21 protein-coding genes are annotated in these 26,172 nt (G+C 57.5%); 17 read left to right on the plus strand and 4 right to left on the minus strand.

The annotated features are described in order from the left end of the window. Positions 1-53: 53 nt before the first annotated feature. Positions 54-2,300 (minus strand): mechanosensitive ion channel family protein, encoded by a 2,247-nt coding sequence (locus ACR0NZ_RS03300; protein ID WP_480516913.1) that lies wholly within the window; start codon positions 2,298-2,300, stop codon positions 54-56. 271 nt (positions 2,301-2,571) lie between these two features. Then, entirely contained in the window at positions 2,572-3,480 is a 909-nt protein-coding gene (locus ACR0NZ_RS03305; protein ID WP_480516915.1) for a LysR family transcriptional regulator, read from the minus strand. A 169-nt stretch (positions 3,481-3,649) separates the two neighbouring features. Between ACR0NZ_RS03305 and ACR0NZ_RS03310 the strand changes: the two genes are divergently transcribed. The 10 genes from ACR0NZ_RS03310 (at position 3,650) to ACR0NZ_RS03355 (ending at position 15,063) form a co-directional block, all read left to right on the plus strand. Next, positions 3,650-7,069, plus strand: coding sequence for an indolepyruvate ferredoxin oxidoreductase family protein (locus tag ACR0NZ_RS03310; protein ID WP_480516917.1), 3,420 nt, complete (start codon positions 3,650-3,652; stop codon positions 7,067-7,069). Positions 7,070-7,147: 78 nt separating this feature from the next. Beyond that, complete coding sequence (locus tag ACR0NZ_RS03315) at positions 7,148-8,026, plus strand: lysophospholipid acyltransferase family protein (RefSeq protein ID WP_480516919.1); 879 nt, start codon at positions 7,148-7,150, stop codon at positions 8,024-8,026. A gap of 8 nt (positions 8,027-8,034) precedes the next feature. After that, positions 8,035-8,844: a glutamate racemase gene (locus ACR0NZ_RS03320; RefSeq protein WP_480472593.1), complete on the plus strand. Its 810-nt coding sequence runs from the start codon at positions 8,035-8,037 to the stop codon at positions 8,842-8,844. A gap of 94 nt (positions 8,845-8,938) precedes the next feature. Continuing rightward, the gene (gene argC / locus ACR0NZ_RS03325) at positions 8,939-9,967 is read left to right on the plus strand and encodes an N-acetyl-gamma-glutamyl-phosphate reductase (protein ID WP_480516921.1); all 1,029 of its coding nucleotides are present in this window, start codon (positions 8,939-8,941) and stop codon (positions 9,965-9,967) included. Between the two features lie 7 nt (positions 9,968-9,974). Then, positions 9,975-10,421 (plus strand): cytochrome c maturation protein CcmE, encoded by a 447-nt coding sequence (gene ccmE, locus ACR0NZ_RS03330; RefSeq protein WP_209504023.1) that lies wholly within the window; start codon positions 9,975-9,977, stop codon positions 10,419-10,421. Positions 10,422-10,538: 117 nt separating this feature from the next. After that, entirely contained in the window at positions 10,539-11,150 is a 612-nt protein-coding gene (locus ACR0NZ_RS03335) for a holin-associated N-acetylmuramidase (RefSeq protein WP_480516923.1), read from the plus strand. Continuing rightward, positions 11,141-11,719 carry a holin family protein gene (locus ACR0NZ_RS03340; RefSeq protein WP_480516925.1) on the plus strand — a complete coding sequence of 193 codons (579 nt, stop codon included), beginning with the start codon at positions 11,141-11,143 and terminating at the stop codon, positions 11,717-11,719. The genes ACR0NZ_RS03335 and ACR0NZ_RS03340 overlap by 10 nt, the downstream gene beginning before the upstream one ends. A gap of 75 nt (positions 11,720-11,794) precedes the next feature. Continuing rightward, positions 11,795-13,759 (plus strand): heme lyase CcmF/NrfE family subunit, encoded by a 1,965-nt coding sequence (locus ACR0NZ_RS03345; RefSeq protein ID WP_480516927.1) that lies wholly within the window; start codon positions 11,795-11,797, stop codon positions 13,757-13,759. After that, positions 13,756-14,211 (plus strand): cytochrome c-type biogenesis protein, encoded by a 456-nt coding sequence (locus ACR0NZ_RS03350; protein WP_480472603.1) that lies wholly within the window; start codon positions 13,756-13,758, stop codon positions 14,209-14,211. Before ACR0NZ_RS03345 ends, ACR0NZ_RS03350 begins: the two co-directional genes overlap by 4 nt. Before the next feature lie 75 nt (positions 14,212-14,286). Continuing rightward, positions 14,287-15,063 (plus strand): enoyl-CoA hydratase-related protein, encoded by a 777-nt coding sequence (locus tag ACR0NZ_RS03355; protein ID WP_480472605.1) that lies wholly within the window; start codon positions 14,287-14,289, stop codon positions 15,061-15,063. Between the two features lie 6 nt (positions 15,064-15,069). On the opposite strand, the gene bmt is transcribed toward ACR0NZ_RS03355, so the two are convergent. Beyond that, entirely contained in the window at positions 15,070-16,083 is a 1,014-nt protein-coding gene (bmt, locus tag ACR0NZ_RS03360; protein ID WP_480472607.1) for a betaine--homocysteine S-methyltransferase, read from the minus strand. A gap of 124 nt (positions 16,084-16,207) precedes the next feature. Continuing rightward, a complete protein-coding gene (locus tag ACR0NZ_RS03365) occupies positions 16,208-16,528 on the minus strand; it encodes a DUF1476 domain-containing protein (RefSeq protein WP_480472609.1) in 321 nt (106 codons plus the stop codon). Between the two features lie 186 nt (positions 16,529-16,714). Between ACR0NZ_RS03365 and purC the strand changes: the two genes are divergently transcribed. The 7 genes from purC (at position 16,715) to ACR0NZ_RS03400 (ending at position 26,164) form a co-directional block, all read left to right on the plus strand. Then, a complete protein-coding gene (gene purC, locus ACR0NZ_RS03370; RefSeq protein WP_209504015.1) occupies positions 16,715-17,470 on the plus strand; it encodes a phosphoribosylaminoimidazolesuccinocarboxamide synthase in 756 nt (251 codons plus the stop codon). 285 nt (positions 17,471-17,755) lie between these two features. Then, positions 17,756-17,986: a phosphoribosylformylglycinamidine synthase subunit PurS gene (purS, locus tag ACR0NZ_RS03375; RefSeq protein WP_117872765.1), complete on the plus strand. Its 231-nt coding sequence runs from the start codon at positions 17,756-17,758 to the stop codon at positions 17,984-17,986. A 3-nt stretch (positions 17,987-17,989) separates the two neighbouring features. Continuing rightward, positions 17,990-19,033 carry a zinc-dependent alcohol dehydrogenase family protein gene (locus ACR0NZ_RS03380; RefSeq protein ID WP_480516929.1) on the plus strand — a complete coding sequence of 348 codons (1,044 nt, stop codon included), beginning with the start codon at positions 17,990-17,992 and terminating at the stop codon, positions 19,031-19,033. 11 nt (positions 19,034-19,044) lie between these two features. Then, positions 19,045-19,713 carry a phosphoribosylformylglycinamidine synthase subunit PurQ gene (purQ, locus tag ACR0NZ_RS03385; protein ID WP_480493251.1) on the plus strand — a complete coding sequence of 223 codons (669 nt, stop codon included), beginning with the start codon at positions 19,045-19,047 and terminating at the stop codon, positions 19,711-19,713. Positions 19,714-19,782: 69 nt separating this feature from the next. Continuing rightward, on the plus strand, positions 19,783-21,528 hold the full coding sequence (locus ACR0NZ_RS03390; protein WP_480481076.1) for a sensor histidine kinase: 1,746 nt from the start codon (positions 19,783-19,785) through the stop codon (positions 21,526-21,528). Between the two features lie 12 nt (positions 21,529-21,540). Next, a complete protein-coding gene (locus ACR0NZ_RS03395) occupies positions 21,541-22,875 on the plus strand; it encodes a sigma-54-dependent transcriptional regulator (protein ID WP_480516931.1) in 1,335 nt (444 codons plus the stop codon). Between the two features lie 505 nt (positions 22,876-23,380). Further along, positions 23,381-26,164, plus strand: coding sequence for an Rne/Rng family ribonuclease (locus ACR0NZ_RS03400; RefSeq protein WP_480516933.1), 2,784 nt, complete (start codon positions 23,381-23,383; stop codon positions 26,162-26,164). Positions 26,165-26,172: the final 8 nt, after the last annotated feature.

Raw genomic sequence — 26,172 nt, forward strand, 5'->3', positions numbered from 1 at the left:
CCGTTAAACCGCACAGCAGTCCTGCTGCAAATCGCCGACGTAAACCCTGAAGATTACGCCGATCCCTGGTCTTTGTTGACCTCGGCAGCAGCTGCGGCGCCGACAGCAGTCTTCTGTTCGGGCGTCAGATGCTCGACCTCTTCCAGCCCGGGAATTGCAACGCGCACCTCGCGGCGGGCAAAGTCAATGCCGTTGGCCTTGAACTCGGCCTTGACCTTGTTGAAGATCTCCTTGCGCAAGGTGAACTGCTTGCCGGGCTTTGCCATGAATTTACCGCGAATGATCATGCCGACATCGTCGAAGTCGAACACGCCCTGCGATTTGAACGGTTGCAGAAAGCCTTCTTTGTGGGTTTCGTCCTCCATCATCTCGGCCCCGATCTTTTTGAAGATTTTCTTGACCTTGTTGGGATCGGTATCAAAGGGCACGGTGAATTTCAGCTTCATGATCACCCAGTCACGGCTGTAATTCGTCAGCTTCTGGATTTCACCATAAGGGATTGTGTGCACAGGCCCCCTGTGATGGCGCAGTTGCATCGAACGGATCGAGATTTTTTCGACCGTTCCTGTGGTTCCGCCCACATCGACATATTCGCCGACGCGGAAGGCATCATCGATCAGGAAGAAAACACCACCGACGATATCCGCCACCAGTTTCTGAGCACCAAAGCCGATGGCCAGACCCAGAACACCGGCACCGGCCAGAAGCGGTGTGATGTTGATACCCAGCGCACCCAGTGCCAGCAGACCGAAGATAACCGAGATGGTGATCTGGACCGTAATCCGCATCAGCGGCAGAACCGTCGCCAGACGAGAGCCCCCGGCACCGCCGCCTTCACCGCTTGCTTCCTCGTCGACCGCTTCAGCCGCGGTCTGCTCTTTGGCCAGCCTGCGGTTGATCCATAGTGAGACGACCTCGTTCAGGATGTAGCCGACTGCGATGATCAGAAGGAATTCAATGACAGCACCGCCAACTTCGGCACTGACACCGGCCGAGGCGACATTGCGTAGGTCAAGATGCCAGGTGCGGGCGATCATGAAGACAATGATCAGCCCGGCAATGACCCGCCCAATCCGGATGTAGCTGCGCTTGGCCGCGCGATGAGCGCGTTCGGCCAGCGGGCCTTCGCCAGACATCGGCGGCTGCAAATGGCGTACCAGCCCGCGGATCAACGTGTCGAGAGCAGGGGCAATCAGCAACCAGAACATGGTTGTGAAATGCGCACCACGACCCAACAATCTCAGCGTCGATGGATCGCGTTGCGCGACCAGGAATTCGACCAGCAGCCAGATTGTCACCGAAACGCCAATGGCGAAGTAGGGATAATAATGCGCAACTTCTTTATCGAATTTCGTGTGATCCGGATCTGTTCCCAGCATCATCTGAGACAGCCCTTCGCGCGCGGTCCATGCGATGATAGCGATGTAGACATGGGTTGCCGCGTTCAGCCAGAAGCCGATGCGTGTATCGTCGCCTGTCACGCCATTAAGAGCGTTGAAGCGCACAACAAACAGCGTGAACCCGATCAGGATCAACAACCCGATCAGATTGCGATGCAGATACTTTGCCCAATGATCGTCAATACTCACCAACCGATATTTGGGCTTCTCCGGTGCCAGAACAAAACGTGAGGCCGCAGCCCCCAGGCGCGGGATCCAGATCAGATAGAACACAAACGGACCGGCATAGGTGATCTGTTCGGGTGTCAGAATCCCGCGACCAATCGCGCGAATGACGACATAGAACACGATCAGCCCGGCAATTTCGCGACAGAACCTGCGGAACAGATAACTGACAGCTCCCTTGAGATCAGCCTCCTCCCCAACTTCGGTCGCTTCATGCCAGCGACGGGTCAGGAAAATGAACAGCTTCTCGGCTATTAAACCAGCAATCAACACAGAAAGAATAAGCCCAAACAGGGTAAAGACACCGTTCGTTCCAAACGTGTCGCTGAAATTGCCAAACGCAGTTATCTGTGCTGTGACGATATTTGGAAGCGTGGTCAGAACGTGTGTCCAGGACGACACCATCTCGGCCCATATTTCGCTTATTTCGGTTAGCGGGTCTTCCACGTTCGCCTTCTCGGCAGCCTGTTTTTCGGCAACCGCATCTAGGCGTTCCAAAAGAATTGCGCGCACCTGATCATCTGACATGCGGGCAACAAGACCGTCGACCTGTTCAGGCGTTAAATCGTCTGGAATGGTCACTGTGGATGTTGAGCCGGTGTCTTGCGCATATAGCGGAACCGCCAAAAATAAAGCGGAGACAATCGCCAACACAAGGCGGAATAGGTGGAACATGGATTTTCCCTCGAACACGAAATTGTTTCGTTTTTTTTGGGATCATATGCCTATGCGTGTATTTTTCCCAGAGCTTTCGCTGACTTGATACAACACCTTGAGCAAAAAAAAGGCCGAGCAATAAGCTCGGCCATAGTCCAACAGGGAGGTATGAAGATGATGAGCGTTTCAGCATCACCGTCTTCGAGTGCTCATTTAGGGGTCAGTTTGTGAACGTTCAAGGAAATTAACCCTGAAATGACCTCATGCCCGCTATGCTTTGTGTGCATAGCTATAGTTTCCCCATCTTTTTCAGCTGTTTGCGCTGTGCGATAATCTCGTCCTGCACAAAGTCACGGAACGCCCCGACACGTTTTGAATGTCGAAGTTCTTCGGGATAGGCCAGATACACCGGCACGTCAGCGGTTTCGATATCCGACAGAACCGGCACAAGATGCGGGAAATCCTGTGTGACGTAATCTGGTAGAACCCCAATCCCGAGATTGTGCAACACACCCTGAAGAACGCCAAAGTAGTTGTTCACCGTCAACAGCGAAGCAGGATTGTAGGTCATAAGATGGCGTACCATGGCCGCGCTGGCGCCCACCTGGGGTGCCGCGGGTGTTTGACAGATCAGCCGGTGATTTTGGATATCCTCCAGAGATTTCAGCATTCCGCCATGGGCTTCGATGTAGTTGTGCGTCGCGTAAAGCGCCATCTGAACCGTCATCAGGCGTTTTCGCACAAGATCTGCCTGGCTGGGTTCCTTCATACGAATGGCGACATCCGCTTCTCGCATGGGAAGGTCCAGAACACGTTCTTCCAGCATCAGGTCGATGTTGAGATCAGGGAATTGTTCATAAAGCTTGGGCAGGCGCGGGGCGAGCCAAAGCGTGCCAAATCCAAAGGTCGTCGTGACCCGAAGAACGCCAAAGACCTCTTCTTCACTGTCGCGAATGCGTGCGGCAGCTGCGTCCAGCCGTTTTGACATGGCGGATGTGGCGTCGAACAACAATTCACCCTGTTCGGTGAGAATCAGCCCCCGGGCGTGACGGTGAAAAAGGGTGGCATCCAATGACTCTTCCAGCGCACGGATCTGTCTGCTCACGGCGGATTGAGACAAATTGAGCTTGTCCCCGGCATGTGTGAGGCTGCCCGCATCGGCCACCGCGTGAAATATTCTAAGCTTGTCCCAATCCATCGCCGCAACTTTCGTTATCTTTTCGAACGCCTATATGAAACAGGTAACAAGTTCTACAATCAAAGGCCGAAATCGTTACGGTTCAGTGCATAAAACCTATACAGGTCAGAAATTATGACCTAAAATGCGCTGAGTACATGCACACTGATCTGGCGAGGGGAGACGTCTGATGAGTCAGCCACAGATTACGTTAAACGACCGGTTCGATCTTGAGAAAAGCCCCGTTCTTCTGAACGGAACACAGGCGCTTGTCCGGTTGATGCTGATGCAAAAGGTCAGAGACCGGCAGGCGGGACTGAACACTGCGGGGCTGGTGACTGGATATCGTGGCTCGCCACTGGGCGCTGTTGATCAGCAGATGATGCGGGCGCAAAAGCAGTTGTCCCAAAGCGATGTTACGTTTCAGTTTGGATTGAACGAAGATCTGGCGGCAACAGCGCTGTGGGGCAGCCAACAGGCCGGCTTGCGCGGCGACGGTAAGTTCGATGGGGTTTTCGGTCTTTGGTACGGCAAGGGGCCGGGCGTAGATCGGTCCGGTGACGTCATGCGCCACGCGAATATGGCCGGTACCGCCAAGCATGGCGGTGTGCTTATGGCGATGGGTGATGACCATACTGGCGAAAGCTCGACCGTGTTGCATCAGTCCGAATGGTCACTGGTGGATATGTATATGCCTGTCGTCAGCCCGGCGGGCGTGCAGGAAATCCTCGACTACGGAATTTACGGCTATGCCCTCAGCCGTTTTGCCGGGGTTTGGGTTGGGCTAAAGACCATGAAGGACACAATCGAGGTTACTTCGGTTGTGGATGGTCGCCCCGACCGAATGCAGGTTGTCGTACCTGATTTCGATATGCCGGAAGGCGGTTTGAATATCCGCCTTGGGGACACGCCGCACCTGCAAGAAACGCGCGTCATCGATTACAAGAGGTTTGCAGCCGAGACGTTTTCACATGCCAACAAGCTGGACAAGCGGATATGGGGCAAACCGGGTGCAAAGATCGGGTTTGTTGCGGCCGGTAAGAACTGGCTGGACCTGACCCATGCGCTCTCGCTTTTGAACATCGACGAGTCCGAAGCCGAGCGGCTGGGGATCACGACCTACAAGGTGGGACAAACCTTCCCGCTGGACATGGTCGGGTTCCACGACTGGGCCGAAGGACTGGACCTGATCGTGATCGTCGAGGAAAAGCGCAAGCTGATCGAAGTTCAGGTCAAAGAAGCTATCTTTGACGACCGTCGCGGCCGCCGGGTTTATGGGTGGTACAAGGGCGGCGCCGGTACGTTGCATCGCGATGAACTGTTCCCGACCCGCGGCGCGCTGGACCCGATCATGATTGCCGAAAAGCTGGGTGAGATCCTGATCGAAGAAGGGCGCGAAACCGATGGTATTCGTGCGGGTCTGGCCTCATTATCCGAAGCACGCCGGGCTGACAACGCACAGGAAATTGCAACGCGGCTTCCGTATTTCTGCTCGGGCTGTCCGCATAACAGTTCGACCAAAGTCCCCGATGGCAGCCGTGCCTATGCAGGGATCGGTTGTCATTACATGGTTCAGTGGATGGACCGGAACACCACCGGCTTTACCCAGATGGGCGGTGAAGGCGCGAACTGGATCGGTGAGGCACCGTTTTCGACCACCAAACACGTGTTCCAGAACCTTGGCGATGGCACCTATAACCACTCGGGCGTTCAGGCGATCCGCGCGGCGTTGTCAGCAGGCACGAACATCACCTTCAAGATCCTGTTCAACGATGCCGTCGCCATGACGGGTGGGCAGGAGAATGAAGGCGATCTGACCGCAGAACGGATCGTTGCCGAGGTCAAGGCCATGGGTGTCCGTGAGGTTGCTCTGGTCTATGACGAAAAGGAAGACGTGAACTTCAAGGCTTTGCCGTCGAGTGTTCAGACGTTCGAGCGTGCGGAACTGATGCAGGTACAGGAGAAATTTCGCGAGATCGAGGGCGTCTCGGTCATCGTTTATGTTCAGACCTGTGCGGCCGAAAAACGCCGTCGCCGCAAACGCGGCACGTTCCCGGACCCGGACAAGCGCGTATTTATCAATACCGATGTCTGCGAAGGCTGCGGCGATTGCGGGGTGCAGTCGAACTGTGTGTCGATTGTGCCCAAGGAAACAGAACTCGGACGCAAGCGCGCCATCGATCAGTCAAGCTGCAACAAGGATTATTCCTGCCTGAACGGCTTTTGCCCATCCTTTGTCACGCTTGAGGGGGCGAAAATCCGCAAAGAGGCAACGACCGAAATCGACTTGCCGGACCTGCCGATGCCGGTGTTGCCCAAGATCAGCGGCACCCATAACGTGGTGATCACGGGTGTCGGGGGAACCGGTGTTGTCACGCTGGGCGCGATTCTTGCGCAGGCTGCCCAGATTGACGGCAAAGGCGCGGGCATGATGGAAATGGCGGGCTTGGCGCAGAAGGGCGGCGCGGTTCACATCCATTGCCGTCTGGCCAACGCACCCGAAGACATCAGCGCCATCCGTGTCGCAACCGGCGAAGCCCATGCGCTGATCGGCGGTGATCTGGTGGTGTCCGCTGGAGCCAAAACTTTGGGCCTGACGCGCACAGGCCGTACAGGCGCCGTTGTGAACAGCCATGAGACGGTAACAGGCGACTTTACGCGCAATACCGAGTTCCGCATTCCTGCCGATCAGCTGGAACTGGCCCTCCAGGCACGGTTAAAAGAAGGTGTCTCGCTGTTTGACGCGACCGAGTTGGCACGCGCCGTGATGGGCGACTCGATCTATTCCAACATGATGATCTTTGGCGCGGCGTGGCAGCGGGGGTTGTTGCCCGTCCGCCATCAGGCGATCTTTGATGCCATCGAATTGAACGGAACTACGATTGAACGGAACAAGCGTGCGTTCGATATCGGGCGTTGGGCGGTTCTGCATCCCGCTGAAGTGCAGTCCATTCTGTCCCCGACCGTGACCGAGATGCCCAGATCGCTGGATCAGAAGATCGAATTCCGCGCAAGCCATCTGACCGATTACCAAAGTGCGCGGCTGGCCAAACGGTATCGCAAGCTGGTCGACAGTGTTGAGGATGCGGATATCCGCGAGGCGGTGGCAAAAGGCTATCACAAGCTTTTGTCCTACAAGGATGAATACGAAGTCGCGCGCCTTCTTCTGACAAGCCGTGACAAAGCGGCTGCCGAGTTCGATGGCGACTTCAAGATGACGTTCCATCTGGCCCCGCCCTTTTTGGGGGGATCGGGCAGCAACGGCAGACCCCGCAAACGTGCGTTTGGCGAAGCCATCCTTGGCCCACTGAAGCTTTTGACCCGGTTGAAGGCACTGCGCGGTACGCCACTGGATATCTTCGGCTATTCGTCGGAACGCAGGATGGAACGTGCGTTGATCCGTCAATATGAAAAGGACATGCGCGAGGTTCTGCCGCTTGTATCGCAGACAACACGCGATGCGATTGCTGCCCTGGCTCGTTTGCCGCTGGATATCCGTGGGTTTGGCCCCGTATTGCGCGAGAACGAGGCCAAAGCAGCCAAACGGCGCGAGGAGTTGCTGGCCGTCATTCGCGGCGGAGGGACAGGGTTGCAGGCTGCGGCGGAATAAAACGTCACAAGCGTGTCACGATAGCTAGGCAAAATCGTTACTTGCACTTATTTTGCAGGCAGCAAACCGGAGACCCATATGCCTTCCCGTCGTCATGCCGTTCCCGACATTTCCTATGCGCATTCCGCGGAAACCAAAGGTGGGCGGATGGTCATCAAGCTGATGGAGAACACGACGGGCCGTATGCGCCTGATCAAACGCGCGGACGGGTACGAGAAAGACGTTGCCAATGGGCGCGACTTTTGGGCTGTGATGGTCGAACGCTATGGGCTTACACTGGACGTGGCGGGGGGATCGCTTTCGAATATCCCGAAAGACGGTCCTCTGATCCTGATTGCCAATCATCCCTACGGAATTCTGGATGGCCTGATGATGGGACATATCCTGTCCGAGACGCGGGGTGATTTCCGCATTCTGGCCCATCGGGTGTTTCGCAAGGCCGAAGACCTGAATCGCATCATTCTGCCAATTTCGTTTGATGAAACGAAAGAGGCGATGCAGCTGAACCTTGAGACCCGCAAAACCGCACTCACATATCTGGGCGAAGGCGGGGCGATCGGCATTTTTCCCGGCGGCACGGTCAGCACCGGGGTTAAGCCGTTTTCCCACCCCATGGATCCGGGTTGGCGCGGGTTTACCGCGCGGATGGTGGCGAAATCTAATGCCACAGTTGTTCCGGTTTTCTTTGATGGCCACACCTCTCGTCTGTTTCAGATCGCCAGCCATCTGCACAGTACTTTGCGGATGGGCCTGCTGATCAAAGAGTTCAAGAAACGCGTTGATACACCGGTGAAGGTCGTAGTCGGAGAGCCGATCAGGCGCGACATTCTGGACCCGCTCAGCAAGGATACGCGCAAGATGATGGATTTCCTGCGCAAAGCCACGTATGAGCTGTCTCCAACGCCGTTGAAGTCTTATGATTACGGCTATGAGTTTGAGGAACGGCATCGCGCCTGAGTGATCTAATGGCAGTAGGTATCTTTGATTCCGGTTTGGGCGGTCTGACCGTCCTGAGTGCCGCACAGCAACGTCTGCCGGACGTTGATTTCCTGTATTTTGCAGACAGTGCACACGCGCCATACGGTGTGCGTGATGCCGAGGATATCTATCAGCTGACCCGCAAGGCGGTTCAAGATCTGTGGTCGCGTGGCTGCAATCTGGTGATTCTGGCCTGCAACACGGCCAGCGCCGCAGCGTTGCGGCGGATGCAGGAAGAAGGCGTGCCCAGCGGCAAACGCGTTCTTGGCGTTTTTGTCCCGTTGATCGAAGCACTGACCGAACGGCAATGGGGCGACAATTCTCCGCCGCGCGAAGTGGCCGTCAAACATGTGGCGTTGTTTGCAACGCCTGCCACCGTGTCCAGCAGGGCCTTTCAGCGGGAACTGGCATTTCGGGCCATCGGAGTAGATGTCGAGGCACAGGCATGTGGCGGCGTTGTGGATGCCATAGAAGACGGTGACATGATCCTGGCCGAAGCCTTGGTGCGCAGCCATGTGGATGCGCTGAAACGCAAAATGCCAGAACCTCAGGCTGCTATTCTGGGCTGCACGCATTACCCGTTGATGGCCGAAGCATTCCAGGCGGCGTTGGGTGACGATGTGCAGGTTTACAGCCAGGGTGCGCTTGTTGCTGACAGTCTGGCAGATTACCTGCAACGTCACCCCAACATGTTGGGCGAGGGCCCGAGTGGTTTTCTGACAACTGGCAAACCCAATGTAGTCAGCGACCGGGCGACGCAGTTCCTCCGACGACAAATCACGTTCCAGGCTGCCTGACTTAGGTCAAGGACGCAGCCACTTTGCTTCCCTTATTTCAAGGCCGTCACATCGGCGGTCGAAACATGTGACACTCAAGTGAAAGAGGTCTGACATGACCCATAAAATCGCAATTTTGGGCGCTTCGGGCTATACCGGCGCTGAACTGGTGCGGCTGATCGCCGAGCACCCGAACATGGATATCGTCGCGCTGGCCGCCGAACGTAAGGCTGGCATGACCATGGCGCAGGTTTTCCCGCATCTGCGCCACATGGATCTGCCTGATCTGTGCAAAATCTCCGAGATCGACTTTTCGCAGGTTGACCTGTGTTTTTGCGCTTTGCCGCACAAAACCAGTCAGGAAGTGATCCGGGACTTGCCGAAAGATCTGAAAATCATTGACCTGTCTGCCGACTTCCGGCTGGCCGACCCTGACGAGTACGAAAAATGGTACGGCAATCCGCATACCGCGCTAAAACAGCAGGAAGAGGCGATCTATGGTCTGACCGAGTTCTACCGCGAAGACATCAAGGGGGCACGGCTTGTTGCGGGCACCGGGTGCAATGCGGCGACCGGGCAATATGTTCTGCGGCCGCTGATATCTGCCGGGGTCATTGATCTGGACGATATCGTTCTGGACCTGAAATGCGCCGTGTCAGGGGCAGGGCGGTCATTGAAGGAAAACCTGCTGCACGCTGAACTGAGCGAAGGCAGCAACGCCTATTCCGTTGGAGGGACGCACAGACATCTTGGCGAGTTTGATCAGGAGTTTTCGAAACTTGCCGGTCGGGCTGTGTATGTGCAGTTCACGCCCCACCTTATCCCTGCAAACAGGGGTATTCTGGCCACAACCTATGTGAAGGGCGACCCGCACAGCATCTACGAAACGCTTGCCAAAGCCTACGCGGACGAGCCGTTCATCCAGATGCTGCCGATGGGTGAGACTCCTTCAACCCACCATGTGCGGGGGTCGAATTTCTGTCATATCGGTGTTGTGGCGGATAGGATTGAGCGGCGCTCAATTGTGATTGCGGCGCTGGATAACCTGACAAAAGGTAGCAGTGGGCAAGCCTTGCAGAACGCGAACCTGATGTTAGGTGAAGATGAAACTCTGGGCCTGATGATGGCCCCGCTTTTCCCGTGAGGATGGTATGAAAACGCTCAAGAAACGTCGGCGCGTACAAGTCATTCTGGTGGCAGTTGTTGCCTTGGTGGCGGCAACAGCGTTGATTGGCTGGGCATTGCAGGACGGGATCAACTTTTTCCGCTCACCCAGTGAGGTGATTGCTGAGCCGCCGAAACCAACCGAAGTGTTCCGGATTGGCGGCTTGGTCGAAGAAGGCTCGATCATTCGCGGACAGGGCGAAACCATTCGTTTTGTTGTAACGGATGGTGGCGAAAGCGTTCCGGTCTCGTTCACAGGTGTTCTGCCTGATCTATTCTCGGAAAATCAGGGAATGATCGGCACGGGCAGTTACGTGAACGGGGTCTTTGAAGCGACTGAAATTCTTGCCAAACATGATGAAACCTACATGCCGAAAGAGGTCATGGACGCTCTGAAAGAGCAAGGTGTCTATAAAGGCGCGGAAGAAAGCTAAAAAACCTCTGAACCTGCTTCGGAGCGTTGCGTGCATGGTGCATGCAGCGCTCCGTTTCGTTTTGAATCGTTAATGTCTGTCGGAAACGGTGTGGCCACCTAACGTTACGAGGGTGGTATGCAAACGGTACGCCAAATTGCCAAAGATATTGTGGCCCGTGAAGGGGGCTTTGTTTATGACCCCGACGATCCGGGCGGAGCAACCAAGTTCGGGGTCACGATTCACACTCTGCGCAGGCTGGGCTTGGATCTGACCGGCGACGGCCGGATTGACGAGGCGGATGTGCGCGCTTTGTCCCCTCGGCAAGCGGTCGACATCTTTGTGCAGCATTATTTCGACAAGCCGCGCATTGGTGAGCTGCCCGAAACCCTGCATGCCTCTGTTTTCGACATGTATGTGAATGCCGGTGCGCAGGCGGTGAAGATTCTTCAGCGGCTGCTACAGGAAATGGGGTTTAACGTCACCGCCGATGGTGTGATCGGCCCGCGAACCGTGGCGGCTTGCGAAAGCGCGGCGCAGCCAGAGCCCGATGTTCTGCGCGACGCTTACGGAATAGCGCGGCGAAACTACTATTTTCGCCTTGCTGATCGGCGGGCTGCATCCAGAAAATACGCGCGCAGCCGTACAGGCGGCAAAGGTGGCTGGATAATGCGGGCCGAAGAGTTTCTTTCGCCGCGTTATCACCTTTCGGACAGCGACTTTAACAAAAGGATCGCGGCATGGGGCTGATTTCAAGTGTGCTGGCGCTGCTGTTTGGAAACGGCCGCAACGTCTTGCAGGAAACCGCAGAACTCTATCGTGAAAACACCGAAGCAAGCGCAGTACGGGCTAATGAGGTTCAAACTCAGGCCATGTTACAGTTTGGCTCCGAATTTCAGGCGCCTCAGAAGGGGCTGTTTGACCGTGTCATGGACGGCGTGAACAGGTTGCCGCGCCCGGCGCTGGCATTGGGAACGCTTGGCTTGTTCGTTGCCGCCATGGTCGACCCAATATGGTTTGCCGCACGGATGCAGGGCATAGCCTTGGTACCAGAGCCGCTCTGGTGGTTGCTGGGCGTGATCGTGTCGTTTTACTTTGGCGCGCGTCACCAAAGTAAAATGCAGGATTTTCAGCGGGATATCCGCTCAACCATGACGCAACTGCCAACGGTCTTGAGCAATATCGAGGCCTTGCGCACCATGCAGAGCGACAGCCCGGGAGTTGTTGATCCCGGTCCGAATGCTGTACTGACCCGCGATGTCGTACTTCCCGAAGAAAACCAGGCTCTGAACGATTGGCGAAAGCTTCGCGGTATCTGACCCGCGACACTTTGTGCGTGCAGAACTAGCTAAAGGTCATGGCCCCCGGTTCCGCACCGGCGTATATTCCGGGGCATGATTACAGAACTTGGCCACTTCACCCTGATCCTCGCGTTCTTTGTCGCCATAGTGCAAAGCGTTGTTCCACTTATCGGCGCCTCAAAACGCTGGACCGGCTGGATGGCCTTTGCAGAGCCCGCCGCGATCGTCCAGTTCCTGCTGACGGCGTTTGCATTTGGTGCTTTGATCTGGGCGTTTGTAACGTCTGACTTTTCCCTCAGGATTGTGGTCGAGAACAGCCACACGGCAAAGCCGATGCTGTACAAGATCAGCGGAACATGGGGCAACCACGAAGGATCCATGCTGCTGTGGGTGCTGATCGTCACCCTGTTTGGAGCGACGGCGGCTTTCTTTGGTGGCGGCTTGCCACCGACACTCAAGGCCCGTGTTCTGGCCGTTCAGTCGGCCATTGCCGTGGCGTTTTTCGGTTTCATCCTGTTCACGTCGAACCCGTTTGACAGGCTTGCCATCGCTCCGTTTGACGGGCGTGACCTGAACCCACTGCTGCAAGATCCTGGGCTGGCCTTCCACCCGCCGTTTTTGTACCTCGGCTATGTCGGGCTGAGCATGGCATTCAGCTTTGCGATTGCTGCCCTGATCGAAGGGCGTATCGATGCAGCATGGGGCCGGTGGGTGCGCCCCTGGACGCTGGCGGCATGGGTTTTCCTGACTATCGGAATCGCGTTGGGATCCTGGTGGGCTTATTACGAACTGGGCTGGGGCGGTTTCTGGTTCTGGGACCCGGTGGAAAACGCATCCTTCATGCCCTGGCTGCTAGCGGCGGCGCTGTTGCACTCGGCAATTGTCGTGGAAAAGCGCGAAGCATTGAAAAGCTGGACCATTCTGCTGGCAATTATTGCGTTTGGATTTTCCCTGATCGGCACGTTTATCGTGCGTTCAGGTCTGCTGACCTCGGTACATGCTTTTGCCAATGATCCTGAACGCGGTGTGTTCATCCTGATCATTCTGGTCTTCTTCATCGGTGGCGCGCTTACCTTGTTTGCCGCGCGGGCGCAGGCGATGGAGGCCAAGGGCGTTTTTGGCATGGTCAGCCGCGAAAGCGCGCTGATCGTGAACAATGTCCTTCTTGCGGTCAGTTGTTTCGTTGTCTTTGTCGGGACGATGTGGCCGATGGTGGCCGAGATGATGTTCGACCGCAAACTCTCGGTCGGGGCGCCGTTTTTCAACGCGGCCTTTTCACCATTCATGGTTTTGCTGGGTATGATTCTGCCGGTCGGGGCCATGCTGCCGTGGAAACGCGGTCGGTTGGGCAAAACGGCCTGGTCCCTGCGCTATGCCTTTGGTCTGGCGCTGGCGATTGCGTTGTTGGTTTGGGCAATGCAGACCGGTCGCAGCGCGTTAGGGCCCGTAGGCCTGTTTTTGGGGGCATGGATCACTTTCGGTGCCGCCATTGATTTGTGGAGCCGGACAGGCCGCAATGGCAGCTTCAAACGTCTGATCCGACTTCCGGGCGCCGATTGGGGTAAGGCAGTTGCCCATACCGGCCTTGGCGTGACGATCTTTGCGATTGCCGGTCTGACCGCGTGGGAGGCAGAAGATATCCGTGTGGCGCAGCTGAACCAGCCGTTCGAAGTGGGTCAGTTTACACTGACGTTGCAGGACGTGCGACGGGTACAGGGGCCGAACTATTTTTCAACCACGGCTGATGTTTTGGTGGAAAAGGGCGGTCGCGCCATCGGAACGCTGCATCCCGAGAAACGGGATTATCCCGTCGCACGTATGCCGACGACCGAGGCCGCGATTGACTATCGTTTTCTTGGTGACCTTTACATCGTCATCGGGGATCAGCAGGCAGACGGTGGCTGGGTCATGAGAACCTATATCAAGCCTCTGGCGAACTGGATCTGGGGTGGATGTATCCTGATGGCGCTCGGCGGTGTCCTCAGCTTGAGCGACAGGCGTTTTCGCGTCGCCGCAGGCGCGCGTAAATCCCCCGCTGGCGGAGTACCCGCAGAATGAAGCGCCTTGTTCTGATCCTGCTGCTGCTTGCAGCACCCGTGTTTGCGGTACAACCTGATGAAGTTCTGGACGACCCGGTTCTGGAGCAGCGGGCGCGCGACCTGAGTGTTGGATTGCGGTGCCTGGTGTGTCGCAATGAAAGCATTGACGAAAGCAACGCCGATCTGGCGCGCGATCTGCGGTTGCTTTTGCGCGAACGTTTGGTTGCGGGTGACAGCGACGAAGAGGCCATCTCGTTTATCGTTGACCGCTACGGCGAATATGTCCTGCTCAAGCCCACCACCAGTGGCTCGAACCTGCTGTTGTGGCTTGCCGGGCCGATCATGCTGCTGATCGCTGCCGCAGTCGGGCTGAACTTTCTTCGCACACGCGCCAGGGCGCAGGTTTCGGGTGAAACCGAAGCTCTAAGTGCGGAAGAACAAGAACGCCTTCGCCAAATTCTTGAAGACTGACGTTTGGTTCTGCTTTTCCCATCCTGCCCGGACAAGTAAGTGTGCTGAAACACGTGGCGCGAGGGAAAGGTTTTCATGAATTACGAAACGGTTCTATTGGACATATCGGACGGTCTGGCGGTTCTGACCCTGAACAGACCGGACAAGATGAACGCGCTGACCACTCGGATGCGGGCAGAGATTACCCACGCGATGAAAGACGCCGCGGTTAAAGCGCGCTGTATCGTTATCACCGGCGCGGGGCCGGCGTTTTGTTCCGGGCAGGATCTGGGGGATGCATCATCGACCGGCAAGATCGATCTGGAACGATCATTGCGCGACGAGTACGAGCCGATGCTGGAAGCCATCCACAGCTGTCCTGTTCCGACGATCGCGGCTGTAAACGGACCTGCTGCGGGGGCAGGGGCCAACCTTGCGCTGTGTGCGGACGTGGTTATTGCAACGGAGAGTGCGTATTTCCTGCAGGCTTTTGCACGTATCGGCTTGCTGCCCGATGCCGGGGGCACCTGGTTCATGCCGCGTCAGATGGGCTTGGCCAAAGCAATGGGGGCCGCCTTGTTTGCTGACAAGATCAGCGCCCGGCAGGCCGAAGAATGGGGCATGATCTGGGAAGCTGTCCCCGATGATGCGTTTGCCGCACATTGGCACAAAAGGGCAGAATATCTGGCCAAAGGTCCAACCGCCGCCTATGGCGCGATCAAGCGTGCCATCCGCGGGACCTACGAAAACACATTGCAGCAGCAGCTTGCAACCGAGGCGCATCTTCAAGGTGAATGTGGCCGGTCGCGGGATTTTGCAGAAGGTGTGGTGGCGTTCATGGAAAAACGCCCTCCGAAATTCGAAGGGCGTTGATAAGCGTTAGGCGCGGCGACGGCGACGCGTGCGGCGTTCGGGGCCTGCGTCGTCCTCGGTTCCGTCCGAAGCCGACGAAAACGGCCCCAGTGCCTCGGTGATCTGATCCAGTGTCGGGCGCTCGCCGCGCGAAGTGGTATCCAGCGCTTCGCGCATTTTGCGCAGATGATCGGGCATGGTCCCGCAGCACCCGCCGATGATTGTTGCGCCCGAATCCCGTGCCATGGCAGCATACCGACCCATCAGTTCGGGTGTCCCGTCATAATGGATATGGCCATCCACGTATTTCGGAATGCCCGCATTGCCCTTTGAGATCAGCGGACGCTCGGTGCCTTGCGCTGCAAAACCCAGAACCGTGCGCAGGATATCCGACGCACCGGTGCCACAATTGGCCCCAAAAGCGATCGGTGGGTTTGGCAAGGTTTCAACCAAAAGCGCAAGATCGGCCGAGGTGACACCCATCATCGTGCGCCCGGCCGTGTCAAAGCTCATCGTGCCGCACCAGGGCATGTCGGCCAGCGCAAAGGCCTCGGCTGCCGCGCGGAATTCCTCTGGCGCGCTGATGGTTTCCACCCAAAGAACGTCAACTCCGCCCGCTTTCAAAGCCTCGGCCTGTTCATGGAACATTTCAACCGCGTCGGAATGCGACAGGCTGCCGACCGGCTCCATAATCTCGCCGGTGGGTCCAACCGATCCGGCCACGACGATAGGGCGCCCGGCTTTGTCCGCGATTTCACGTCCAAGTTCTGCGCCGATACGGTTCAACTCGCCCACGCGGTTCTGCGCATCATGCAGTTTCAGACGCGCCGCAGTGCCTCCAAACGTGTTGGTCAGAAACAGGTCGCTGCCCGCATCGACCGACCCCTGATACAGCGCCCTGATCTTGTCCGGAGCATCCACGTTCCACAGCTCAGGCGCGTCACCTGATTGCAGACCCATGTTAAATAAGTTGGTCCCCGTTGCACCGTCCGCAAGAATGGCGTCTTTGGTGTCCAGAAGTTTGCTCAGCGCGTTTGTCATAGGGTTATTCCAGAAAAAGCGTATAAACGCTGCAAAAAAACAGAGACGCCCCGTGTCTCATGACCAGGGCGTCAAATCAATTTCATAAAACTCATGAAGATCATGAATTTTGCATTTCAGGCAATCAGTGCTCGCCTTCCACCATCACCTGTTCTTTGGCTTCAACCAGAAGCTCGGCCATTTTCGAACGGATCGTGGCTTCATCCGCAAGATCACCCAAGTAGGCTTTGACCGCCTCGACAACATCGTCTTCGCCGACATGCTGTAGGTCGGTATGAACCAGTTCCTGGCCGTATTTCCGTGCCTGTTCAACAGTTTCGCCCTTCAGCGCAGACGCCCAGACAGCCATAAAGCGGTTGCGGCGCATCCGAGCGATGAACTGCATCTTTTCGTCATGGGCGAATTTGCTTTCAAACGCGGCTTCACGTTCGTCGAATGTGGTCATTGGTTGGGGACCCCTTGGATTACCGTTTCTCACTGATGATATGACAATAGGACACTCTGGGTGCAAGGTATTTGCGCTGCGTCAAAGGCCCTCGGGGCAGCGAACTTGCGGGAACGCAGGGCTTGCACTATGAGGACGCCAACGTGAAGGGACTCATTCCCTTTCGCCAGTCTGGAAAGGTCGCTTATGGCGCGTCGCAAGAAAATCTACGAAGGCAAGGCCAAAATTCTGTATGAAGGCCCCGAACCGGGCACCATCGTACAGTATTTCAAGGATGACGCCACCGCGTTCAATGCCGAGAAGAAAGACGTGATTGACGGCAAAGGCGTGCTGAACAACCGTTTGTCCGAGTTCTTCATGACCGGGCTGACCCAGATTGGTATTCCGAACCACTTCATCCGGCGCCTGAATATGCGCGAACAGCTGGTGCGCAACTGCGAGATCATTCCACTAGAAGTGATCGTGCGCAATTACGCGGCCGGTTCGATGTCGAAACGTCTTGGCATCGCAGAAGGGACGCAATTGCCACGTCCGATCGTTGAATATTGCTTCAAGGATGATGCTTTGGGCGATCCTCTTGTCACCGAGGAACACATCGCCGCGTTTGGCTGGGCCAGCCAGCAGGACATGGACGACATCCTCAGCCTCGCGCTGCGCGTGAACGATTTCCTGAGCGGCGTGATGCTGGCGGTGGGTATTCGTCTGGTTGACTTCAAGATCGAAATCGGGCGCGTGTTTGAAGGCGACTATCAGCGGCTGGTCGTTGCGGATGAAATCAGCCCGGACAGCTGCCGCCTGTGGGATATCAAGACCGGTCAGAAACTGGACAAGGATGTATTCCGCCGCGATCTGGGCAGCCTGACAGATGCCTATTCCGAGGTCGCCCGAAGACTGGGTGTGCTGCCTGCCAGCAACGTCACCAAGCCGACGCTGATCAACTAAATACCACGCCTTAGCAGCGCCGCCCCCTCAGGGCGGCGTTTTGCCTTTGCCAAGTTATTGGCAGAGCAGGGTGCTTGCGTGTGGCCGGGCCGTTTGATCAGATGACTATTCCGAAGTTTCCAGCCGCCGTGCCAGCACAACTACTCAGGTCCATCTGACGGCGCAGGATCGTCACTCGCCTGCGGCAAACTGCGTTTGAAACAGGGTTGTCGAAACCCATCAGGCGCGCTATCCCCCGCGCAACGAAATGGGCCTTGTATGCGGCCCACAGTTGGAGTTGCCAAAATGAAAGCACGGGTTCATGTGATGCTCAAGAACGGGGTGCTGGACCCGCAGGGCGAAGCAGTACGTCACGCATTAGGTGCAATGGGCTTTGATCAGGTCGAAGGCGTACGTCAGGGCAAAGTCATCGATCTTGAGCTTGCCGATGGCGCAACCGAGGCAGACGTGACCGAGATGTGCGAAAAGCTTTTGGCCAACACCGTCATCGAACGCTACGAGATCGAACTGGTCTGATTGATGCGGGCCGCGCGTCTGATCACCTATCGTCAACCGCTTGAGGTGTCGACGATCCCCGATCCGGTTCCCGCCGAAGACGGTGTTGTGGTGCGAGTGCTGGCCTGCGGTGTGTGCCGGTCCGACTGGCACGCGTGGTCGGGCTCAGACCCGGACGTTGTCCTGCCCATGACACCCGGTCACGAGTTTTGCGGCGAGGTGGTCTCGGTCGGTGCGCGCGTTAAACGGTGGCGTGTTGGGGACCGGGTGATTGCGCCCTTTATCCTTGCCTGTGGGCATTGCCCGGACTGCGCAAAGGGTCATCAGACAATCTGTCCGAACCAGGTCGTGCCCGGCTTTACCTGTGACGGGGCTTTTGCTGAATATGTTGCCGTGGCTCATGCCGATGCCAACCTGACATCTTTGCCCGACAGTATCGCGCCTGAAATCGCCGCCGCATTGGGGTGCCGCGTAACCACAGCATGGCAGGCGCTTGTTGGCCGGGCGCAGGTGCAGGGTGGCGAGTGGATCGCTGTATTTGGCGGCGGCGGTGTCGGAATATCAACGCTTCTTCTTGGCAAGGCGCTCGGCACGCGTGTAATCGTTGTCGATATCACCGAGGACAAGCTGGCCTATGCCAAAACTCTGGGCGCCGACGCGGTGGTCAATGCCGCGACATGTGATGCCCCACAGGCGGTGAAAGACATCACCGGTGGCGGCGCCGATGTTGCGATCGAGGCGCTTGGCGTCGAAGCCACGACCGTTTCCGCCATGCGATCCCTGCGCAAAATGGGGCGCATGGTGCAAATCGGAATGCCCACGGGGGACCATGCACAGATGTCGTTGCCGATGGATGTGCTCTATTCTGGTCAGCTCTCCGTATTTGGCACCCGTGGGATGCCAAGCTGGCGCTATCCGTCGCTGTTGTCGCTGATCGCGGGTCAAGGGGTCGACCTGAGCCCGCTGGTGACCCGGAAAATAACCCTAAACCAGGTAAGCGCCGAGCTTGCCGCTTTTGACCATCCAACGCCTCCGGGTGTTGCGGTTGTCACAGATTTTGTCTCGTAGGAGGGCCCGCCATGCGTGCAGCCGTAATCGTTTTCCCCGGATCCAACTGTGACCGAGATCTTGCCGTCGCCTTTGAGCAGGCCGGTTTTCAGGTCGATATGGTCTGGCACAAAGACGCGGCTTTGCCCGAAGGTATTGATATCGTGGGCGTGCCGGGCGGGTTCTCTTATGGAGATTACCTGCGTTGCGGCGCAATCGCGGCCCAATCGCCGATTTGCAAGGCCGTCGTCGAACACACGCAGCGCGGCGGTTATGCCGTAGGCATTTGCAACGGTTTTCAGGTTCTGACCGAAACCGGCATTTTGCCGGGCGCATTGCTGCGCAATGCTGGGCTGAAATACATCTGCAAGACCGTTGGCCTAAGGGTTGAGACCAGCGACTGCGCGTTTACCAGCGGCTACAACGCAGGCGATGTGATCGGTATTCCGATTGCGCACCACGATGGCAACTATTTTGCGGATGACGCGACGCTGGCCGCGCTAAAAGATCAGGACCGGATCGCTTTTACCTATGCCGAAAACCCGAACGGCTCGATCGGGGATATCGCCGGAATCCTGTCGGAAAACCGCCGCGTTCTTGGCATGATGCCGCACCCCGAACGCGCAGCTGATCAGGGTCATGGCGGCACAGACGGGGTGGCGTTGTTCCGCGCATTGTCAGGTGTGTTTGAAGCGGCGTGACTTGAGGTCTCGCCCGCCGGGGCGTAACCTTTTGCCATGAACACAGAAGTTCGATCTGGCTGGTCAAATATGTTGAAACCGTTTCGTGGTGCACCGCTGGGCTGGCGGTTGCGGCTGGCGGTTCTTGTTCTGCTGGTCGCGACAATTGCAACAGTGTGGGTCACGAACCGGCTGTTGACCGACAGGTTCACCGAATCCACGCGCAACCGGGCGGAACTGCGGCTGACGCTGTATTCGGGCAACTTGCTGAGTGAACTGCGCCGCAACTCGATTGTTCCGCAATTGCTTGCCCGCGACCCAACGTTGATTTCCGCATTGCAGTCAGGCGATTACACCCTGTCGACACAGCGCCTTATTTCATTCGTGGAAGAGATCGGCGCGGCCTCACTGGTTTTGCTGGACAGCGACGGGCGCACAGTTGCCGCGACCGACCGAAACAGGTTGGGCGAAGGACATCGGAACACGCCATATTTTGTGGATGCGATCCGCTCGAACGCGACGATCTTCTCTGTTATTCCCAAGGACGCAGGCGGGTACAGCTTTGTGTATTCGCGCCGGTTGGAGAACGGGGCCGAGTTCCTGGGCGTAATCGTCGTCGAGGTTGACCTGCAAAAGTTCGAACGCGCTTGGGCAGGTATCTCGGATGCGGTGATGGTTACCGACAGCACCGGCAACATCATTTTGTCCACGGAACCCCGCTGGCGCGGGCTGGATGAGAACACGGCGATGCTGCGCCAACCGCCACAAGGGGCGATCCAGCGCGCGATCCGGGCAACAACCGATTGGACCGCGCTGCCGCCTGATGCCTATCTTCAGGGCGAAGCGGTGATGCGGATCGAGACGCGCATTCCTTTCCGCGGCTGGCAGATGACCTCGTTCACGACCTATGCCTCGATCCGGGAAAAGGTGAACAGCGTTCTGGCGCTGGAAATCATGGGGTTTGCGATTCTTCTGGCGCTTGCGTTCTATGCGTTGAGCCGCCGTGCCACGTTGCGCATGACCCTGTTCCAGCGCGAGTCGGCAGAGCTTCGCGCATTGAATGCACGGCTACAGCGGGAAATCGCTGAACGTGAACGGGTTGAAAAGACGCTGGATTTGGCGGAACAGACGCTTGCGCAAAGCTCGAAACTGGCCGCCCTGGGCGAGATGTCGGCAGCGGTCAGTCACGAGTTGAACCAGCCTCTGGCGGCAATGAAAACCTATCTGGCCGGGGCCCGTCTGCTGCTGCGCCGCAACCGCCCGGAAGAGGCCCTTGCCAGCTTTGGCCGCATCGATGGTCTGATCGAACGGATGGGGGCAATTACCCGGCAGCTCAAGTCTTATGCGCGCAAGGGTGCGGATGCGTTTTCACCAGTAAATCTTGGTGAAGCGCTGGCCTCGTCCCTGTCGATGATGGAGCCGCAATTGCGTCAGCGACACGTGAAGATCACACAGATCGTACCAGAGGAACCCGTGATCGTGATGGGGGACCGAATGCGCATCGAACAGGTCATGGTCAACCTCTTGCGAAACGCGCTGGACGCCACCAAATCAGTGGCGGAGCCGGATGTGGAAATCATCTTGGCAGCTGGTGACACGGCTGTGCTGACCGTACGCGACAACGGGCACGGAATCGAGGATATCGAAAACCTGTTCGAGCCGTTCTACACAACCAAACAGCCCGGAGACGGTGTTGGTCTGGGGCTTGCCATCTCGTCGGGGATCGTGAACGACCATGGGGGACGGCTGACTGCACGCAACGGCCAATATGGCGGTGCGGTGTTTGAAATGCAGTTGCCTGCACTGGGAAGCGACGGCCTTGAAGCCGCGGAATAACGAGGAATGACTATGGCACAAGCCATGAAAATTGCCATTGTTGACGATGAACAGGACATGCGCCAATCGATCAGCCAGTGGCTCGCTTTGTCCGGCTATGACACGGAAACCTTCGCCAGCGCGGAAGATGCGCTCAAGGTGTTGGGTCCGGATTATCCGGGGATAGTGATTTCGGACATCAAGATGCCCGGAATGGACGGCATTCAGCTTCTCAAAAAGCTGATGGGCGCTGACAGCACCTTGCCCGTGATCATGATCACCGGTCACGGCGATGTTCCGATGGCTGTTGAGGCGATGCGTGTCGGTGCATTCGATTTCCTTGAAAAACCCTTCAACCCCGACCGCATGTCTGAACTGGCCAAACGGGCCAGCAATGCGCGGCGTCTGACATTGGACAACCGCGCGCTGCGCCGGGAATTGTCCGGCGGCACCCAGATCATGAACAAACTGATCGGTGCCAGCCCGGTTATGGAACGCCTGCGCGAGGATATCCTCGATCTAGGTCAGGCGGATGGCCATGTGCTGATCGACGGAGAGACAGGGACCGGAAAGACGCTTGTCGCACACGCCCTGCACGCGGTTGGAAGCCGTGCCGGCAAGAAATTCGTGCTGGTGTCCTGCGCGGCGCACGAGGAAGACGCGTTGGCCAAACGTCTGTTTGGGCCGATGATGCCTGAAGACGCCCAATTGCCCGCCATCGAAGAGGCGCGGGGCGGAACGCTGGTTTTGGAAGATGTCGAAGCGCTCAGCGATTCCCTGCAAGCCAAGCTGCTCAGCGTGATGAACGAGCAGGGCACGCCGGCCGAGACACGCATCGTAGCGATCTCGAACCTGCAAGAGGCCGGAAAAACCTCCGAAGATGTCTTGCGGCCTGATCTGTTCTATCGATTGGCCGCCTTGCGCATCACCATGCCGCCCCTGCGCCAGAGGGGCGAGGACATCCTGACCCTGTTTACCCGTCTGAGCGAGCAGTTCTCCGAAGAATACGGTTGTGATGCGCCTCAGGTAAGCGCTCAGGAAGCCGCGCAGCTGTTGCAGGCGCCCTGGCCGGGGAACGTGCGCCAGTTGATCAACATTGCCGAACGCGCGGTACTGCAATCGCGCCGTGGGTCCGGAACGATCGCCTCGCTGTTGATGTCGGATCACGAGGAAATGCAGCCGGTCATGACCACCGAAGGCAAGCCGCTGAAGGAATATGTCGAAGCCTTTGAACGGATGCTGATCGACAACACGATGCGGCGGCACAAAGGATCTATCGCGTCTGTGATGGATGAACTGTGCCTGCCGCGCCGAACGCTGAATGAAAAGATGGCCAAATACGGCCTCCAGCGGTCGGACTATCTGTAAACTGGGTGACGGGGGCTCTGCCCCCGTCGCCTTTGGCGACTCCCCCGGGATATTTTTGGCCAGATGAAGGCGATCCCGCATGCCACGGTTGGGGGCGGTGCAGTTTGCCCATTGTCTTTTCCACAGGACTGCTTTTATTGTGTCCGGACGGGCCGGGCCAGTTTTGTGTCCATAAGCCCCGAATCATTGAGTTTCGCTGCTTTGCTGAAGGTGATGACATATTATTCGCCGCAAAGCAGACCGATTGTGCCCCTTTCGGGGCAATGTAGTACCTGAGCCCGGAACGTCTGGGCGAAAGGAATAAATGGGCAGGCTGCGGCTAACGCGCCTGTCGGAGAAGAACCGCGATGACGCGCGCGCAACGATTGAGTGACCGGGCAGGGGGCCACAGCGCCAGACCCTGCCGCGCGCCGTCCGATATCGCCCTGACAAGACACCTCCCCAAATGTGCCTGTCCACCTGGACGGGTCAGGACAACGCGTTTGGCGCGGTGCACCAAGGACACATGGCTAAGAAAATGCTTATCGATGCCACCCACGCGGAGGAAACCCGCGTCGTGGTGGTCGACGGAAACAAGGTCGAGGAGTTCGATTTTGAATCCGAAAACAAGCGCCAGCTTGCTGGCAACATCTATCTTGCAAAAGTAACACGGGTTGAGCCGTCGCTTCAGGCGGCCTTTGTGGATTATGGCGGGAACCGGCACGGCTTCCTCGCGTTTTCGGAAATTCACCCGGACTATTACCAGATCCCCATAGCCGACCGCGAGGCGCTGATGGAGGAAGATCGCGCCTATGCCGAGGCCATGAAGGCGCGGGATGAGGCCGACGAGGGCAAGCCGAAAAAGCGGCGTTCGCGCGCCCGATCAAAGGCCGCGGATCTTAAATCGGACGATCTGGTCGAAACGATTGAAGTTTCGACCGAGCCGACCGGTATGGAAACCATCGACCTTGACGATGCCGACATGGAGGTGCCCGAGGGGACATCGCCTATGGAAATCGTCGGTGAAACACCTGTTGAGGAGCCTGCGGACAACGAAGCGCCAGAAGCTGTGTCAGATGACACTGCTGAGGAAACGGCTTCGGAAGACGAGGCTCAGGCTGAAACGGTCGAGTCTTCACAAGACGATGCAGCAGGGGATTCTGATGACGCGGCGGATGCTTCAATCGCTGACGATGGCGATGAAGCGTCTGAATTGTCTGAGAATGACCCGGACGCAGATGATGGCGATGCGGATGAGGAACACGCTGACGCAGCCGCGAAAGATGACACGATTGAAACCGTAGCCGAGGAAGACGACAGCGAGGACATCCGCCCTCAGCGCAAGCCACGCCCACGCCGGTATAAGATTCAGGAAGTGATCAAAGTGCGCCAGGTGCTGCTGGTGCAGGTCGTCAAGGAAGAACGCGGCAACAAGGGGGCAGCCCTGACGACCTATCTGTCGCTGGCAGGTCGCTATTGTGTTTTGATGCCGAACACCGCGCGTGGCGGTGGGATCAGCCGCAAGATCACCAACGCAGTTGACCGCAAAAAGCTGAAAGAGATCGCTGCGGATATTGATGTTCCGACAGGGGCGGGTTTGATTATCCGGACTGCAGGCGCCAAGCGCACAAAATCGGAAATCAAGCGCGACTATGAATACCTGCAACGCCTGTGGGAGCAGATCCGGGCATTGACCCTGGAATCCATTGCACCTGCGAAGATCTATGAAGAAGGCGATCTGATCAAACGGTCGATCCGGGACCTTTATAACCGCGATATCGACGAGGTTCTGGTCGAGGGCGAGGGCGGATACCGCATCGCCAAGGACTTCATGAAGATGATCATGCCGTCCCATGCCAAGAATGTGAAACGGTACGAGGACGCGCTGCCGCTGTTTGCGCGCTATCAGGTGGAAAGCTATCTGGCGGGGATGTTCAACCCGACCGTTCAGCTGAAATCTGGCGGGTATATCGTGATCGGCGTGACCGAAGCGCTGGTGGCAATCGACGTGAACTCGGGCCGGGCCACGAAAGAAGGCTCGATCGAGGAAACAGCGCTGAAAACCAATCTGGAAGCCGCGGAAGAAGTGGCGCGTCAGTTGCGTCTGCGTGACCTTGCCGGTCTGATTGTCATCGATTTCATCGACATGGACGAGCGCAAGAACAATGCGTCGGTTGAAAAGCGTCTTAAGGACAAGCTGAAAACCGACCGTGCCCGCATTCAGGTCGGCCGGATTTCGGGTTTTGGCCTGCTCGAGATGAGCCGTCAGAGGCTGCGCCCGGGTATGATCGAGGCGACCACGCAGCCATGCCCGGCATGCCATGGCACCGGCCTGATCCGTTCGGACGACAACATGGCGCTGTCGATCCTGCGTCAGATCGAAGAAGAAGGCACGCGCCGCCGCTCGCGCGAGGTTCTGGTGCGCTGCCCGGTCAGTATCGCGAACTTCCTGATGAACCAGAAGCGCGAGCATATTGCCCAGATCGAATCGCGCTATGGCCTGTCTGTACGGATCGAAGGCGATGTGCATCTGGTCAGCCCGGATTTCTCGATGGAGAAATTCAAGACCGCCAGCCGCATTGTTCCCGAAGCGACAGCTCCTGTCGTGTCGGTCGATGCCTCGCTGATGGATCTGGTGGATTCTTCGGAAGAGGAGGAAGCCGAAGAGGATATCGCGTCGATTGAAGATGATACCAAACCCAAGCGCAAGCGCCGCCGTCGTCGTCGCAAGAAAGGCGCGGGCAACGGTGACGCGGCGGAACAGGGCGCGGATGACGGCGAAGGGTCAGAGCAGGAGGATGCCGTAGGCGAATCCGCTGAAACGGAAACCGCTGTCGAGACAACCGAAGCCGAAGCAACGGAAGAGGAAAAACCCGCCAAGCCCAAGCGTAAGCGCGCTCCGCGTCGTCGTAAGAAAGATGCGGTAGCAGAAGAGGGTGCGGAACAGTCGGAAGCACCGGACACCGATGCCGGGGCCGATGCACCGGCGGTTGAAGAGGCGGCCTCAGACGCAGAAGCCGAACCTGCCGAGGCGGCTGTCGCCGAGCAAAGCGAAGCCGATGAGACTGCTGACGCTGCGCCGGAAGCAAAAGACGTAGCCGAGCAGACTGACGAAGTCGCACAAGCAGAAGCGGTCGTTGCGATGGAAGAACCTGAAGTTCAATCTGCCGATGAGCCGGTCGAAGACGCACCGGTGGAAGAAACACCCGTGGCAGCAGAACCTGAACCGGTGCTTGAAACTGTGGCAGATGAACCTGAGCCAGAATCCGACAGGCCCAAACGGCGCGGATGGTGGTCGTTGGGCAACTGATGAAAGGG

The sequence above is a fragment of the Ruegeria sp. AE3 genome, from assembly GCF_056542225.1.

Coding starts and splice junctions, on each gene's coding strand:
- ACR0NZ_RS03300 (WP_480516913.1), bottom strand. CDS start 2,300: ATGTTCCACCTATTCCGCCTTGTGTTGGCGATTGTCTCCGCTTTATTT.
- ACR0NZ_RS03305 (WP_480516915.1), bottom strand. CDS start 3,480: ATGGATTGGGACAAGCTTAGAATATTTCACGCGGTGGCCGATGCGGGC.
- ACR0NZ_RS03310 (WP_480516917.1), top strand. CDS start 3,650: ATGAGTCAGCCACAGATTACGTTAAACGACCGGTTCGATCTTGAGAAA.
- ACR0NZ_RS03315 (WP_480516919.1), top strand. CDS start 7,148: ATGCCTTCCCGTCGTCATGCCGTTCCCGACATTTCCTATGCGCATTCC.
- ACR0NZ_RS03320 (WP_480472593.1), top strand. CDS start 8,035: ATGGCAGTAGGTATCTTTGATTCCGGTTTGGGCGGTCTGACCGTCCTG.
- argC (WP_480516921.1), top strand. CDS start 8,939: ATGACCCATAAAATCGCAATTTTGGGCGCTTCGGGCTATACCGGCGCT.
- ccmE (WP_209504023.1), top strand. CDS start 9,975: ATGAAAACGCTCAAGAAACGTCGGCGCGTACAAGTCATTCTGGTGGCA.
- ACR0NZ_RS03335 (WP_480516923.1), top strand. CDS start 10,539: ATGCAAACGGTACGCCAAATTGCCAAAGATATTGTGGCCCGTGAAGGG.
- ACR0NZ_RS03340 (WP_480516925.1), top strand. CDS start 11,141: ATGGGGCTGATTTCAAGTGTGCTGGCGCTGCTGTTTGGAAACGGCCGC.
- ACR0NZ_RS03345 (WP_480516927.1), top strand. CDS start 11,795: ATGATTACAGAACTTGGCCACTTCACCCTGATCCTCGCGTTCTTTGTC.
- ACR0NZ_RS03350 (WP_480472603.1), top strand. CDS start 13,756: ATGAAGCGCCTTGTTCTGATCCTGCTGCTGCTTGCAGCACCCGTGTTT.
- ACR0NZ_RS03355 (WP_480472605.1), top strand. CDS start 14,287: ATGAATTACGAAACGGTTCTATTGGACATATCGGACGGTCTGGCGGTT.
- bmt (WP_480472607.1), bottom strand. CDS start 16,083: ATGACAAACGCGCTGAGCAAACTTCTGGACACCAAAGACGCCATTCTT.
- ACR0NZ_RS03365 (WP_480472609.1), bottom strand. CDS start 16,528: ATGACCACATTCGACGAACGTGAAGCCGCGTTTGAAAGCAAATTCGCC.
- purC (WP_209504015.1), top strand. CDS start 16,715: ATGGCGCGTCGCAAGAAAATCTACGAAGGCAAGGCCAAAATTCTGTAT.
- purS (WP_117872765.1), top strand. CDS start 17,756: ATGAAAGCACGGGTTCATGTGATGCTCAAGAACGGGGTGCTGGACCCG.
- ACR0NZ_RS03380 (WP_480516929.1), top strand. CDS start 17,990: ATGCGGGCCGCGCGTCTGATCACCTATCGTCAACCGCTTGAGGTGTCG.
- purQ (WP_480493251.1), top strand. CDS start 19,045: ATGCGTGCAGCCGTAATCGTTTTCCCCGGATCCAACTGTGACCGAGAT.
- ACR0NZ_RS03390 (WP_480481076.1), top strand. CDS start 19,783: ATGTTGAAACCGTTTCGTGGTGCACCGCTGGGCTGGCGGTTGCGGCTG.
- ACR0NZ_RS03395 (WP_480516931.1), top strand. CDS start 21,541: ATGGCACAAGCCATGAAAATTGCCATTGTTGACGATGAACAGGACATG.
- ACR0NZ_RS03400 (WP_480516933.1), top strand. CDS start 23,381: ATGGCTAAGAAAATGCTTATCGATGCCACCCACGCGGAGGAAACCCGC.